Source organism: Pseudoalteromonas sp. DY56-GL22, assembly GCF_041414715.1.
GTDB classification, from domain to species: Bacteria; Pseudomonadota; Gammaproteobacteria; order Enterobacterales; family Alteromonadaceae; genus Pseudoalteromonas; species Pseudoalteromonas simplex.
In genome coordinates this window covers 735296-749521 of record NZ_JANHZR010000001.1, presented here as the reverse complement: position 1 = coordinate 749521, position 14226 = coordinate 735296, and the positions used below count along the sequence as shown (strand labels likewise).

General features: G+C 39.2%; 12 protein-coding genes. 1 reads left to right on the top strand and 11 read right to left on the bottom strand.

The window, feature by feature from the left end:
* Nucleotides 1-3: 3 nt before the first annotated feature.
* Nucleotides 4-1047: a GGDEF domain-containing protein gene (locus tag NO991_RS03200; RefSeq protein WP_054552135.1), complete on the bottom strand. Its 1044-nt coding sequence runs from the start codon at nucleotides 1045-1047 to the stop codon at nucleotides 4-6.
* A gap of 199 nt (nucleotides 1048-1246) precedes the next feature.
* The gene (locus NO991_RS03195; protein ID WP_054552134.1) at nucleotides 1247-2095 is read right to left on the bottom strand and encodes a DUF6279 family lipoprotein; all 849 of its coding nucleotides are present in this window, start codon (nucleotides 2093-2095) and stop codon (nucleotides 1247-1249) included.
* 545 nt (nucleotides 2096-2640) lie between these two features.
* Between NO991_RS03195 and NO991_RS03190 the strand changes: the two genes are divergently transcribed.
* Nucleotides 2641-3363, top strand: a complete 723-nt coding sequence (locus NO991_RS03190) for a tetratricopeptide repeat protein (RefSeq protein ID WP_054552133.1) — start codon at nucleotides 2641-2643, stop codon at nucleotides 3361-3363.
* A 19-nt stretch (nucleotides 3364-3382) separates the two neighbouring features.
* Here NO991_RS03190 and NO991_RS03185 read toward each other — a convergent pair whose 3' ends face one another.
* The 9 genes from NO991_RS03185 to NO991_RS03145 form a co-directional block, all read right to left on the bottom strand.
* On the bottom strand, nucleotides 3383-4795 hold the full coding sequence (locus tag NO991_RS03185; RefSeq protein WP_371351674.1) for a coniferyl aldehyde dehydrogenase: 1413 nt from the start codon (nucleotides 4793-4795) through the stop codon (nucleotides 3383-3385).
* Between the two features lie 139 nt (nucleotides 4796-4934).
* On the bottom strand, nucleotides 4935-6365 hold the full coding sequence (locus NO991_RS03180) for an SLC13 family permease (protein ID WP_054552237.1): 1431 nt from the start codon (nucleotides 6363-6365) through the stop codon (nucleotides 4935-4937).
* Between the two features lie 57 nt (nucleotides 6366-6422).
* The gene (locus NO991_RS03175; RefSeq protein WP_371351673.1) at nucleotides 6423-7382 is read right to left on the bottom strand and encodes a porin; all 960 of its coding nucleotides are present in this window, start codon (nucleotides 7380-7382) and stop codon (nucleotides 6423-6425) included.
* Nucleotides 7383-7595: 213 nt separating this feature from the next.
* The gene (locus tag NO991_RS03170) at nucleotides 7596-8966 is read right to left on the bottom strand and encodes a sigma-54 dependent transcriptional regulator (RefSeq protein WP_054552130.1); all 1371 of its coding nucleotides are present in this window, start codon (nucleotides 8964-8966) and stop codon (nucleotides 7596-7598) included.
* A complete protein-coding gene (locus NO991_RS03165; protein ID WP_371351672.1) occupies nucleotides 8963-10702 on the bottom strand; it encodes an ATP-binding protein in 1740 nt (579 codons plus the stop codon). The genes NO991_RS03170 and NO991_RS03165 overlap by 4 nt, the downstream gene beginning before the upstream one ends.
* A 22-nt stretch (nucleotides 10703-10724) precedes the next feature.
* A complete protein-coding gene (locus NO991_RS03160; RefSeq protein WP_371351671.1) occupies nucleotides 10725-12707 on the bottom strand; it encodes a TonB-dependent receptor plug domain-containing protein in 1983 nt (660 codons plus the stop codon).
* A 194-nt stretch (nucleotides 12708-12901) separates the two neighbouring features.
* Nucleotides 12902-13171 carry a hypothetical protein gene (locus NO991_RS03155; protein WP_054552127.1) on the bottom strand — a complete coding sequence of 90 codons (270 nt, stop codon included), beginning with the start codon at nucleotides 13169-13171 and terminating at the stop codon, nucleotides 12902-12904.
* A 159-nt stretch (nucleotides 13172-13330) separates the two neighbouring features.
* The gene (locus NO991_RS03150) at nucleotides 13331-13813 is read right to left on the bottom strand and encodes a hypothetical protein (protein ID WP_371351670.1); all 483 of its coding nucleotides are present in this window, start codon (nucleotides 13811-13813) and stop codon (nucleotides 13331-13333) included.
* Complete coding sequence (locus NO991_RS03145; protein ID WP_371351669.1) at nucleotides 13800-14222, bottom strand: hypothetical protein; 423 nt, start codon at nucleotides 14220-14222, stop codon at nucleotides 13800-13802. Before NO991_RS03145 ends, NO991_RS03150 begins: the two co-directional genes overlap by 14 nt.
* Between the last annotated feature and the right edge of the window lie 4 nt (nucleotides 14223-14226).

Genomic DNA, 14226 nt, shown 5'->3' with positions numbered 1-14226 from the left:
ACGCTAACTCGCTTTATTATGCTCAATTGACTCTTGGCTCAACTCATAAGCTGTTACAACTTTATTTCGTCCTTGCTGCTTTGCTTGGTATAGCGCATCGTCAGCACGTTTAATAAAGTTTTTCAGGGTTTGATTTGGCATGTAGCAAGCAACACCAATACTAATGGTCAGATTAATTACTTGCTCATCAATATTGTGGATAGTGGTTGATAAGTGCTCGCGCAGCATATCTGCGAATTCATAAGCACTTCTTGGGTCACTACTGGGTAAGAAGATAGCAAACTCCTCACCGCCAATACGAAATACATAGCCTTTACTAATGCGTTGCCTAAAGAAACTGGTTACTTCAATCAAAATGCGATCGCCAACATCATGGCCATACTGATCATTAATATTCTTAAAATAATCAAGGTCGAGCATTAAGATAAACAAGCCATTTTTGTTTTTTAATTCAACTTCAAAATAATGGGTCATTGCCAAGCGGTTCCCCGCGCCAGTCAAAGGGTCGAGCAAGGCTAAGTTTTCAAGTCGCTGTCCATATTCAGCACGACTATTTTCAAAGGTGTGAGATACTGCCCAAATACAGATATATGTAAATGAAAAATTGAGTAAAAAATTAACACTATTGAGAGGTTCAAGACTTGATTTACTAAATAAAATCAGTGCTTGTAATAGTGCAACCATCAAAGACAACACTTGCCCATATTGCTTACCAAGTAATAGATAGAACAATACAGGCAATGAACATGTCCAGATAAAAAGTAAACTCTTTATACTGCTTAAGTAAGTACCTAATGTAATGAGTAAACTTAAAAACAAACACAGAGTAAGTGATTGCCAGAGCTGAGCATTACGTTTTCGGGTATAGAAAAAGATATAAAAACAAAACGAAGCAAAAACGACTTCTAACGCACCTAGAACAACAAAGTCATTTATAAATAGATTAAAAACCGCGAACACGCCCGCTAAAACACCTAGACAAAAGCCCATCCATTTAAGAACGTTATTACGTAAAGCTTGAGTGCCTCTTAGCGCACCAATATCCATTCAGTTTCTCGTTATTATTCTAGTGACTAGATTTTAACTCCAAATTAAAAAATTAGGAACAAATTATTAAGCGAACCCTCATTAAATTACGTTTATTAACATAAAATCTTGAAAAACTGATACTTTCTAACTTTTATTTTAAAAACATAAGCTGCTAGCTGCCATCAATTTCATATCACGTGCAAATACACCTAGCCCATTAATCATCAATCAAGTCACTTACCTCTTCGATTAACTCATCAAACTCATCGCGAACATTACGACGCTGTTTATCGGTTAATGTAGGTTTTAGTTCCACTAATAAATTAACGTAGTTATCGAGATTTTTATCATCGGCTGCAATTAACTCATCGCTCATAAAAGCCAAGCGATTATTAATGATGACTGCCAACTGGCTATCAAAGTCTGTTGGTTTTTGCTTTTGCATAAATAACGTTTTTAATGCATCTAAACGCTTTTGTTTGTACTGCATCCACATTAAAAATGTACCGACTCGAGAATTTGATGAGCTCTCTATGAGTGTTTTTTGCTGCGCAGTGAGTCTGCTACCGAACCACTCTTTATAATTTTCAAGGTTTTCTTCTAAACGTTCTTTTTTATGTTGCTCAGGTGATTTTTCTTCGTGCTCTTTGTACTCGTCGTTAATGTTTTCTTGCAGTGCAGCAACAAACTCTACGCGCTGCTTATAAGAAAGTGAATTCGCTAAAGCGATAAGTTCAGGCTCAATTTTATTAATCAATGTTTGCCAGTGCTGCTTCGCTTGTACAAAGTGTGCTTTAAGCTCGTTATGGTCAACTTGCTTATCTAACATGGTCTTTAAATTTTCAAGGTCGCGTTTATATAAGGGGAGTTGTGTTTCTCGATGCCAATCTCGGCTGGCTTTGACAATATGCTCAAATTTATCAGCCTGGTCACTGTTAAGGTCAACATAATCATCAATCCAAAACCCTGATAACCAACCTAAATTATTGTAAGTGAAGCTCGGAGAACACCCTGTTGCTGTAAACAATAAACTAAATACTATTAGATACTTTGATAGCTTTTTCATTGTAGTTTTTTCAAATCCTATTTCAAAACAAAGTAAACTTACCACTAAGAACAAAAATTCAGCAACCAAATTAAATGAAATTAATTATCATTTGAGTATTGACGAACGGTTAAACCTAAGTAATAATCGTTATCAACAACTTGGTTCGCTAGACTATTCTCACAGCAACATCATACTGTTAAAGGTTTTGATGCTGTTTTACCAAGTTAGTTCAAGATGTAACTCTTGATTGTCATCTGTTTCCTCGACCCAAACATAGACATAAAACGTTACACTTTACTTGCTACATTGCTCATATCGGTGACGGTAGATATGACACGAAAAAGCCCGCAAAGGGCTTTTTTTATTTCTTTAATTTTTCTGGAAAATCTGTATCTTAAGCCTACTTGTTAATTGCAAAGCTTGCCGCTGTCTATAAATTGGGCATTTGCAGCTGTTGGGGCTAAACTAAAAGTGATGTTTTGCTCTGAGGCTGTTTGGCAAGGCATTTTATCAATAGCTGAATACTTTGTTATTGATACCTAACACACATTTGGAGGCAGACTATGATCAAGCCTAATTTTAAATCACTATTGCTCGCTAGCACGTTAATCTTGTCACCTTTAGCAAATGCCAGTCTTGAAGATGCCCAATTAGCGGCGAATGAAGGTCGTTTTGAAGAAGCGCTTCATGAATTTAATTACCTTGCAGACAGAGGTTATGCCCCTGCAATGTATGAGCTTGCTAAAATGTACGAAGGTGGCTTTGGTGTGCAACGAGACTATCGTAAAGCAGCAGAGTTGTACGAAAAAGCAGTAAAAAAAGTGCATGCTGATTCAATGTTCGCATTGGGTGTACTTTATCAAGAAGGTAAAGGTGTCAAACTTGATAAAGAAAAAGCCATTTCATTGTATGAAATGGCGTCACAAAAAAACCATCCAGCGGCACAGTTTAATTTAGGGGTTATGTATGCCAATGGCGAAGGGGTAATTCAAGATTACCGTACCGCGCTTAGTTGGTACCAAAAGGCGGCTGCAAATAACTTTACTCTTGCGCAATTCAACATGGCTTTAATGTATTACGAAGGGTTAGGAGTTCCTAAGAATCTCGAAAAATCATACATTTGGAATACCATTGCTGAATACAACGGCAACATGGATGCAAGTCATAGCCGTAAGCTTGATGAGCGAAGTATGATGCCTGCAGAAATTGAAGCTGCTAAAGAAAAAGCAGATGCCATTTATGCAAAAATACAGGCTGGTTTATACGCACCTGACGGGCGTCTATAAATAAACTTCGTACTTGCGCTTAAGGGCGCAAGTACAACCATTTTAATAGTTTGATCAGCAATTTATTTTGTTTTAGCAATAAGCTAGTGCGAGGGTTAAACTTACCGGATACCAAGGTATTTCGTGCATGGCTAAAGGTTTTAAAACCTTCAATGCCATGATAGTGCCCCATCCCTGACTCACCAATACCACCAAACGGTAGCTGATCTGCTGTTACCTGCATCAATACATCATTAATTGCTAATGTACCACTTCTGATTGATGTGCTTAATTTACTGATTTTCTCTTTATCGTGCCCCAAAATATACAAAGCAAGAGGTAATGAGTTACCATTGATCGTATCAATCACCTGCTGCAATGACTCATAACCGATAATGGGCAGTAAGGGGCCAAAGATCTCGTCTTGCATGACGCGCATATCATCATTCACTTGCGTTAAAATATGCAAGCCCATACGGTGTTTTAGTTCATCAACTTGATGACCTTCTATCGGCTCAAATACTTGCGCGCCTTTGTCTTTTGCATCAACTAAATAAGCAGCTAATCGCTGGTATTGACTCTCGGAGATAATTGAAGTCAGATTTTTACCTTCAACACCTTGTTTAAAATGTTTTCGGTAAATATCACAAAGCTGCATTACCAACTGATGTTCAAGGCGCTTTGGAACAAATACGTAATCAGGAGCAACACAAATTTGCCCTGCATTGTTCAATTTACCAAATAAAATTGTTTTCGCTGCTTCTTTGATATTTGCATCATCAAGAACAATTACTGGCGATTTACCACCTAGCTCTAACGTCACTGGGGTAAGGTTTTTACTAGCACTTTGCATTACTTTACGGCCGACAGCGGTTGAACCAGTAAACAGCATATGAGCAAAAGGAAGTTGGCAAAATTTTGCAGCAAGTTCTGCTTCGCCTTCAATCACGATACAATGCTCTTTCAATTCATCAGCCAAAATCGTTTTTATAACTGCGTTAGTGTGAGGTGTATATTCGCTTAACTTTAGCATTACGCGATTGCCTGCGGCTAATGCGGTTATGGCAGGAACTAACGCAAGTTGAATTGGATAATTCCATGGGGCAATGATGCCTACAACCCCTTTCGGCTGATAACTGATATGTGCAGACGAAGGCCATAAACTAAGTCCAACACCACGAGATTCATTTTTTGCCCACTTTGGCAAACGCTTAATCACATCACTGATTGTTTTGACTGTTGGGAAAATATCGCCTAGTACAGTATCAAAGGCTGTACGGTATCCAAAATCTTTACTTGAAGCATTCACTAAAGCCTGCTCGTTCTCAATAAGCGCAACTTTGACGCGTTTTAGAAGCTTTATTCTAATATCTATTGGTAAGTAAGGTTCAGCTAAAAATGCATCGTTCAGCTGATAATATTGTTCTTGTAATTGTGAATCTAGTTCGACCAAAACGAGTACTCATCAAAAAGGTTTAAACAACTATAACGATGAATAAAATCGAGAGCAAATAAAAACAGCGCCCATAAAGAGCGCTGTGAGTGGTTGGTAAGAGTTGAAACTATTGTTCTGTATTCATTAATTTTTACATTTAAAAAGCAAATACACTCGCTGCTACAGTCATTGTAACTAAGGTGATCATGGCAATAGCTATTAAGTTAAGTGCGAACCCAGAACGGATCATATCGCGCATTTGAATTTGCCCTGATCCAAACACAATCGCGTTTGGTGGTGTCGCGACTGGCATCATAAACGCACAGCTACATGCAATTGCAGCAGGAATGACCCATACAAGCGGTGTACCAAATACTGACTCAGCAACTGGGCCTAATAGTGGTAAGAAACCTGCAGCTGTGGCTGTGTTACTGGTTATTTCTGTTAAGAATGTAATAAGAGCCGTTACCGCTAGAACACTTAAAACTAACGGAATAGCGCTTGCGCCCTCGATCATATGGGCAATATATTCAGCAAGGCCAGACGACTTGATTTGTGCAGCTAGTGTTAAACCGCCACCGAATAGTAGCAACACGCCCCACGGCACTTTAGCTGCACTTTCCCAATCAAGGATTCGCTCACCATCGCCTTTATTTGCTGGTAACACAAATAACATCAATGCTGCAGCAATCGCTATGCCCGTATCAGAAATTTTAAGGCCAGAGAAATCAGCAATCATAGGCCTAAAAATCCAGCATACTGCAGCTAAAGCAAATACAACAGCTACGCCTTTTTCAGCGCGCTGCATAGCTCCTAACTCTTGTAACTGTGACAAGAATAAAGATTTAGTGTCTTTGCTTGCACTTTTTGCACATTGTGTATCTACTTTATAGGCAAACTTAGTTAACCACACCCAGCATAAAATAAGCATAACTGTCGCAAGTGGTACACCTACTTTCATCCACTCAGCAAAGCCAATATCAATCTTGTAGCTATCTGATAAGTATGCAGCCATTAATGCGTTTGGTGGCGTACCGATTAGGGTTGCTATACCACCGATGCTAGCACCATAGGCAATTGATAATAACAATGCTTTACCAAATTGGTCATTATCTGGGTTAGACTGTTTAACCAACATAGTAATCGACATTGCAATCGGTAACATCATCACAGCAGTCGCTGTATTTGACATCCACATTGATAGAAATGCCGTTACTAACATCATGGCTAAAATTTGTAGGCTTGGCTTAGTACCAGCACGAAGCATGGTATTAAGTGCAATACGCTTGTGTAAACCCCAACGCTCCATCGCGATTGAGATCAAAAAGCCGCCTAAGAATAAAAAGATCAAAGGGTGTGCATAAGGTGACGCGACCCCTTTGATTGCTGCAATGCCAGCAAGAGGTGATATAACCAGTGGCAATAAAGACGTAGCAGGAATTGGCACAACTTCGCTTACCCACCAAGAAGCCATCCAAAATGCAAGGCCTGCAGTACGTAATGCAGATACACTCATACCCGCTGGTGGATCAATTAAGCAAGTTAATAACATCACTAATGGGCCTAACAGTAACATCACTGTGCTCATTAATGGGCGTGGCTGTGAGCCATCTTTTGTTTGATTTACTAATGACATACCGACTCCTTAGAACTTGTATTTAAGGCCAAGTGCAACGCTGTTATCTGATTCAAGTTCTAAATCTAAATCAGTATAGAATAAGTAAGCAGTGGTTTGTTTATCGAACACATAGTCAACACCTGCTGTCCATTGCTTACCTTCTTCAGCATGGCGAATCTTTGAGTCGTCTTTAACGTATTGCAGTTTAGGTACCCATTTATCGATTGCATAGCTTGCGCTAAGTGCATAGCCATTGCCTTCTTGCGTACCGTCGGTCGATTCACTGCGCTGGAATAAACCCGCTAACTGTAGGTTTTCAAGTTTCCATGCGGCAACAACACGGCTTGCCGTCAACTTGTTAAGTGCATCAACATGGCTGATAGCGACATAGTAGTCTTTAGATTTTAATGCACGGTCACCATAAATAACCGTTGCCGCAAAACCATCTTCATCGTTGCTGCTGTCATCTTTTGGAGCATAAGTTAGTGCAAGTGATGCGCCACCGTATGTTTTTGAGCTGTAGGTAATGGTATCGCCGATACGGTCTTGACCCGGGATCAACTGAGCGATATCAGCTTGGGTTTCGTTAAAGCCGTCTACTTTACCTTCAGAATATTTAAAACGGGTATCGTTACGACCTACAACCACTTCACCAAAATCGCCTGCAAGACCTAAGTAAGTATTACGAGCTGAAAATGGTTCATTTGTATCATCATGCTCAAAGCCTTTTACTTGTACTTCGTATTTGAATACTGCTTTTAGCGACTCAGTTAGTTTGTGGCTACCTTTAATACCAATACGAGAAAAAGGTGCTTCGATTTGCGTACCTTCATCTGCATAGCGCATAACGCCTGTATCTGTGTTTGCTATTTGAACTTCTGCTTTACCGTATACCGCGTAGTCTGCTGCCATTGCTGAGCCAGATGTGCTCGCTAAAATTACGGCCGCTGCTACGCGTGTTTTTGTATGAGTGAATATTGTTGTCATTATGCGCCCCTTATTAGGTTCAAATTGTTGTTCCTAACTATTAAGGCAAGTTGGTTGCCAACTTAGTTAATTTTAAAAAAGCTGTTAAATAACAGTAAATTAACTTTATTGACGTAAAAGAGGCTATTTTTTATGGGTGGATATCCACACATTTTTAAAAATATGCTGTCACCAGTTCCACCCATTGTGAAGAGTTGAATGTGAGAGAGTTGCTTAGTCTTTGAACATTTCGCGATTAATACCGTACTTGGTCATCTTGTCGTAAAGGGTTTTACGGGCAATTTGTAATGTGACCATGGTGTCTTTTATGCTGCCGTTGTTTCGCTCTAGCGCTTCTTCGATGAGTGACTGCTCATAAAAGCTAATCTTCTCGGCAAGACTTAGATCTTGAGCAAGTTCATTTTGATTATTTGTGTCGCTGTAAGAAGCAAACGCAAGATCAGAACCTAGCAATACCGCACGTTCAGCCTGATTTCTAAGCTCTCGCACATTTCCCGGCCAATCATACGCAAGGAGTCGTTGTTTAGCTTCACTACTCAATGGCGCAGGCGGCTTATGAAAACGTGTCGCCGCTATCGAGCTGAAGTGTTTAAAAAGCAGTGGAATATCAGCTTTTCTGTCACGTAATGCCGGAATACTCACTTTTACTAAATTTAGGCGGTAATATAAATCGGCTCTAAACTCCCCTGCTTCGACTAGTGTCATTAAGTCTACTTTGGTAGCAGCAACTATACGTACATCTAAATCAATGGCGTGGTTGTCACCTACAGGGGTTACTTTGCGCTCTTCAAGCACCCTCAACAACTTTACTTGTAAACTCGCAGGCGTAGACTCTATTTCATCTAAAAAGACAGTGCCGCCTTTGGCAAATTCAAACTTACCTTGGCGAGATTGTGTCGCCCCTGTGTATGCACCACTGGCTGCACCAAAAAGCTCACTTTCAATAAGTTGCTCAGGTATTGCGCCGCAGTTTATAGCAACAAAATTAGCCGCTGAACGATTACTTTGATCGTGTAAATAGCGAGCAACTAACTCTTTACCCGTGCCTGTTTCACCTTCTATTAGCACATCTGCTGGCGTATCGATTACCGCATTAAGTAAATGCATCATTTGTTGCATTTGTTCGGTTTCACCCAAAATACGCACACCGGGCGCAGACGTTTTTTCAACAGCAATTTTTAAGGCGCGGTTTTCCATTACTAACGCACGTTTTTCTGAAGCACGGGCAATACAATCTAATAACTGCTCAGTTAGCGGCTTTTCAAATAGATCATAAGCACCAAGCTGCATGGCTTTAACGGCCACAGATACATCAGCAAAGCCGGTAAGAAAAATAACCGGTAGCTCGCTATCAAAGGCTTTAACTTGCTCTAAAAATGCCAAGCCATCCATTTTTGGCATGTTTATGTCGCTTAGTACAATACCTTCGAAGCGACGACTTAATTTTGAAAGTGCCGCTGTAGGCTCACTAAAACACTGAACTTGATAACCTTCAATCTCAAGGAGCTGCTTCAATGAATCACGGATCACCGCTTCGTCATCGATAACGATTACCTGATCACAGGTTGCTGCAACTTCACTCATGATGTTTCCTTGTTAGTTTGTAAAGTTATAATAAATTGTGCTCCGCCCTTAGGGCGGTTATGGGCCGTTAGGCGGCCATTAAATGAGTCGATTATTTGCCTTGAAATAGACAAGCCCAGGCCTAAACCATTGCTGGTTTTAGTGCTATAAAATGGCTCAAAGATATTACCTAATGCATGTTGATCAATACCCGGGCCAGTATCGAGAATTGATAGCTTTACTCGGTCGTCAAACAGTTCAAGCTCAAAGCTCAGTTCGCGTTTGTCAGATTCACTCATTGCTTGGCTGGCATTAGTGATCACGTTAACCAAGACTTGCTCAAACTTAACGCTGTCTACCCATACTGTTATGTTTGCATCAATATCTGCGGCTTTAACTTCGATATCATCTTGCTTTAACTGTGCGCTTGCAATCATTAAGGCATTTTTTAACATACTCGCTAAGCTTTGCTGTCTCAGTTGAGTTTGTGCCGGTTTACTAAAATGCTTTAGCTGTGCAACAATTTTGTGTACACGCTCTATTAAAGACTGCACCAGGACTAAATTTTCGCTGGCTTGCTCAATATTTCCTTTGATAAGTAACCTTTTTGCACTCACTAAGTAGGTATTCATGGCACTTAATGGCTGATTGATTTCATGGTTAATGCCTGCACTTAACTGACCAATAGTCGCAAGTTTAGCTGTTTGGATCAGCGCTTTTTGAGCCTTTTCGAGAGCCTGTGTACGCTCTATAACCTCTTGCTCAAGACTGTGCCTAGAAAACAAAAGCTTTTTATAACCAGCAAAACGTACCATTGCCGTATGAATAAGTCCTACCGCAATAGCATAAAACACACTAAACCAAAGAAGCCTAGGGATTTGTGCAAGCTCGACATTCGTCACATCCACCAACACACTCGCTTTGGCGTTAATGATTTCAATGCTTTCAACAGCACTAATAAAGCGCGATTGCTTACCGTTTAATAAAACTTTTTGCAGTATGGTTTGTTCATTTAGAGGTTTATGGGTATAGGGCAGTAAAGTGGGTTTATGTGACAGATATCGGCGCGATTTAACTAATGCAGCCATTTGTTCATTATCAAGGGGCTTAAGTGACTTTAAACGCCAATCAGCTACATCAGACATAACAATAACGTTGTCTTCAAGAGCAATGTAGAAATGTGAAGTGTCTGATGCATTGAGTAGCTGGCGGTCTTGTTCAAATTTTTTGGCATTAACTTTTAGTGCCACTACCGCAACCACCTCGCCTTGATAAAATAACGGCTCAGAAAAATAAAAGCCTCGCTCACTAGAGCGCATACCCAAAGCAAAATAAGCAACTTTTTCACCTTGTTTGGCTAAATAAAAATACGGCCGAAAAGCAAAATTACTTCCTAAGAAAGTATAGTCAACTTGCCAGTTACTACTTGCTAAAACAGTGCCTGACAAATCCATTACGTAAACATCTGAAGCCCCACTCGCTCGTTGAATATCTTCAAGATAATCATTGACCGCATCTCCACCAGCACCTTTTTCGACAATAAATGATTTTACCAAATCATTGGCACTTACTAAGCTAGGTATGGTTTTAAATCGTGCTAATTCACTTGCGATATAATGGCTTAGCTGAGTAGCTTGTGTTTGACTTTGATGCTGAGCTTGTTCGTAATCATGGCTTCTACCGAGATAAAAAACTAATATTAACAGCATTATTAGCAATACACCTGCTGCAATAAATTTTTTACTTAATGACGACATTCAAACCTTACGAACAGGACTACTAGAAATTGAATTGGTAGTGTAACGATAATTCCTCAGTTGTACCAGCGACTGCGCCATTGTCAATGCGAGGATCAAATGCGTTGTATTTTTTTCCTAACAAATTTTCTGCTTTTAGCATTAGTTGGCTGTTGTTGTTTAACTGCCATTTTAAACTGCCACCCAATAAGCTGTAAGCAGATTGTTTAAAGTGAGCACCTGTCTCTGAGCTTACTTCAACTGTATCGCGCCACAATAAGTTTAAGCTCACCTGCCATGAATCAGATAAGTTATAACTACTGATTATGCTTGCAAAGCGCTTAAAGCTCGCATTGATGGGATCTTCAAAGTATTGCGTATAAGTGCCTGTAATCGAAAAATTTTTACTTGATTGCCAAGTGCTATCAAGCTCGATACCACTGTTTTGGGTGTTGAATGAGTTTGTAAAGGTAAACAATGCATCATCTGATAATGTTGGCTCAATATTTATAAAATCATTAAGTTCATTATAAAAAAGCACTGCATTAGCTTGTAACTCTGAGGTTTTATAATGCCAAACAAGTTCAGTGGTTTTTATCGACTCAGAGCGAAGCGATGGGTTACCAATTGTCACATCATCATTTGAAAAAAGCTCATTGGTAACCGGTGTTCTAAACGATTCACCATATTGCAGCTTAACAGTATGTTCTGAATTTATTTTATAGACACCCGCAAGACGTGGAGAAAGTTTACTGTCGATGTCATTCACATCGTCATAGCGTGCGCCAATAAATAAAGTAAGTGCATCTGAGTATGGTATTTTTAGCTGTCCATAAGCACTCAAGGTTTCGAATGTAAACTTAAGTGACGAAAACTCAGGAAAGTCCATCACAGACACGATCCCTTGCTGTTCAAAGGCAGGGTCGATAATTATTTGTTCTGAATCGAAATCATAATAAGACGTGCGAACTCCTGCTTCAGTTTGCTTAGCTTCTGAGTATTCAATTCCCGCAGCAAGCTGCCATTGGTTATCGAATTGATAACTTAGCTCAGTTTCGAATTTACTATCAGTTGTTTGCCACGCAGGGCCAACGAGAAAGTCTGGTATATCGTCAAATGTAGCGATTAACCCTGCACTTGAAATATTATGCTTTGTGAATGAGTAACTAGAATCTAGCTTTAACTTATCGTTATCAATCCAGTTATATTTAACGCCAACAAAGGTGTTATCACTGGTGTGTTGATTTTGCGTTGAATAGCCGGCAAGGTTTAAAAATTCATCAAGAGAGGTTTCGTTGTAACGAGCACGTAATTGCAGCTTTTTGTAATCAACACCTGCTTCTAGGTAAAGCGCCTCAAGAGGATCTTTTACTCCTTGCGGGTAGATTTCGCCGTCTTTTTGATCATACGAAAAACTCGCAAAGAGTGATGTATCATCACTTAAAGAGGTATTGAACTGCCCTGTTGCCCCGTAGCGACCATTATTGCCAAGCACAAGTTGCAGTGTATTTCGCTCTTTAGAGGTAACAATATTCATCACCCCTAAAAACGCATTACTGCCATACAGAGCCGAGCCTGGACCGCGAATAAACTCTATTTTTTCAATGATTTCAATAGGAATATAAGGCATGTAAACAGAAGCCTTACCAAATGATGATTCATTAACTCGCTCACCATTTATCATCACCAAAACATTACCGCTATCTAGATAAACGCCCCGAGCATGATCTTTAGGCACCGCCCCTACCCAATCACCTCGAGTTGATTGCATACCAGGCACAAAATTCATCACTTCGTAGGCGTTATCAACCCCTAATGCTTGAATTTGCTTACGACTAAAAACACTTATTGTAGAAGGGACTGATGACAAAGTTTCGTTGGTTTTACTTGCTATATCGACTTGAACATTAAGTAAGTCTTCAAAACTTAAAGAAAATAAGTCTTGCTCTTCAGCCGCGTTTGCAACCACTGGCGAGGTTGAGGCAACTGCAATAGTAAAAAGTGCTGAACATCTGAAAAGATCCACGGTAAGCGATACCTGTACTTATAGCCCGTGTTGCAAAAGCAACACCATGTTTACACTATTAATACAAAAGATTGGTAAGCTTGCAATGTTTTTATAATTTTAGTTTATAAAGTTTTCTTAAATAGCGACAAAAAAACCCATTTTCAACTGTAAATGGGTTTCTAAAAACGTCTGTTTTAATGAGCCAAGCTTAATTAAGCTGTTTCAACATTTCCAGTACGCTTTGCTTTGATGTACTTATATAATCCAATAAGTGACGCCGCTATCCAGAAAATCTCAATAACAAAACTAGCAAGGTTAAAGTTATAACAAAGACTGATCAGTAACAGAATTGCGCCCGTTAAGTTCATCATGTTATACACAAGGCCGGTTGGCGATGCTTTATTCAGTTGTAGTAAAAAGAAAGCACCAACCACTAAGAATGTGCCTGTCATGCCAATAATATCAAATAAAAGTGCTATCACGTGCGTGAGTCCATTTTGTTCATATGTTTATACCCATACAACTGGCCCAATCCATGGGGAGGGTTGTTTTCATTCATTGAAACAGCAAACCGGTCAATAGTATCAGAGCATGAGTAAGAAACGAGGATAAATGTCCGTATTCTAATTACAGTTAAAAAATTACTCGAAGCAAATACTCAGATCTTCATGGTTGATTTGCTCTAGCTTTGTCAAAGATGATTGACAAAATTCTGTGGTATACATTGTTTTAAACTCCGCTGGCACTTCAGCCACCCACCAAGAGTCTTGATCAGCAATAGATAAAGAAAGATAAAAAACATCAAACTTTAGCCCATCTGCTACAAAAAAAGATGATTTGCCTAAATGAGTAGTGTCACTTTCTATCTTCAGTATGCTGCTTGGAGACTCGACAGTAATCCAATCAAATTGGACGACATTAGGTTCATTTTCTAAAGGTTTAAGTTTAAATGCACCATATTTATATAGGTTATCGCTTGGGTTTTTAGATCTTACGAACACATATTCATTTGTGTATATTTTTGTATGTGATGCTTCCTCTCCACATGAAGTCAAAATGGGTAAAATGCAAAAAACAATAAGAAAAATAACAAATGAACCTTTGACTAAGTTAATGTTTTGCATCTTGATCATTTATCCAATAAGGTCCATCCACAGCAATAGTATTAATACTTGGCTTAAACCTTTGATTGCTTATAAGTAGTTCAGGTAAGTTTGGATGTGTAGCAACAACCTTATCTGTTAAGTGTTTTGTAATTCGATACTTATCCTCACAGAAGTCTGTATATTGTAGATAAATAAATTCTGAATCTTCTCCTTGCACTGCAGAACTAGGAGGAGTGGAGCGACTGTAAATATCGATATACTCTGAAATGAATGCATTCATGAAAATTTTTATGGTTCGGTTTTTATCTCTGTTGCTTTCACCTAACCAAACAAATTCAACCCGCGAGATGCAGTCTTCTTTATATTCCTTTTTATCACTACAGGCACTAATCAAAATAAATACGAAAAATAATAATACCTTCTTCATCCGT

Coding starts and splice junctions, on each gene's coding strand:
- NO991_RS03200 (WP_054552135.1), bottom strand. CDS start 1,047: ATGGATATTGGTGCGCTAAGAGGCACTCAAGCTTTACGTAATAACGTT.
- NO991_RS03195 (WP_054552134.1), bottom strand. CDS start 2,095: ATGAAAAAGCTATCAAAGTATCTAATAGTATTTAGTTTATTGTTTACA.
- NO991_RS03190 (WP_054552133.1), top strand. CDS start 2,641: ATGATCAAGCCTAATTTTAAATCACTATTGCTCGCTAGCACGTTAATC.
- NO991_RS03180 (WP_054552237.1), bottom strand. CDS start 6,365: ATGAGCACAGTGATGTTACTGTTAGGCCCATTAGTGATGTTATTAACT.
- NO991_RS03175 (WP_371351673.1), bottom strand. CDS start 7,382: ATGACAACAATATTCACTCATACAAAAACACGCGTAGCAGCGGCCGTA.
- NO991_RS03170 (WP_054552130.1), bottom strand. CDS start 8,966: ATGAGTGAAGTTGCAGCAACCTGTGATCAGGTAATCGTTATCGATGAC.
- NO991_RS03165 (WP_371351672.1), bottom strand. CDS start 10,702: ATGTCGTCATTAAGTAAAAAATTTATTGCAGCAGGTGTATTGCTAATA.
- NO991_RS03150 (WP_371351670.1), bottom strand. CDS start 13,813: ATGCAAAACATTAACTTAGTCAAAGGTTCATTTGTTATTTTTCTTATT.
- NO991_RS03145 (WP_371351669.1), bottom strand. CDS start 14,222: ATGAAGAAGGTATTATTATTTTTCGTATTTATTTTGATTAGTGCCTGT.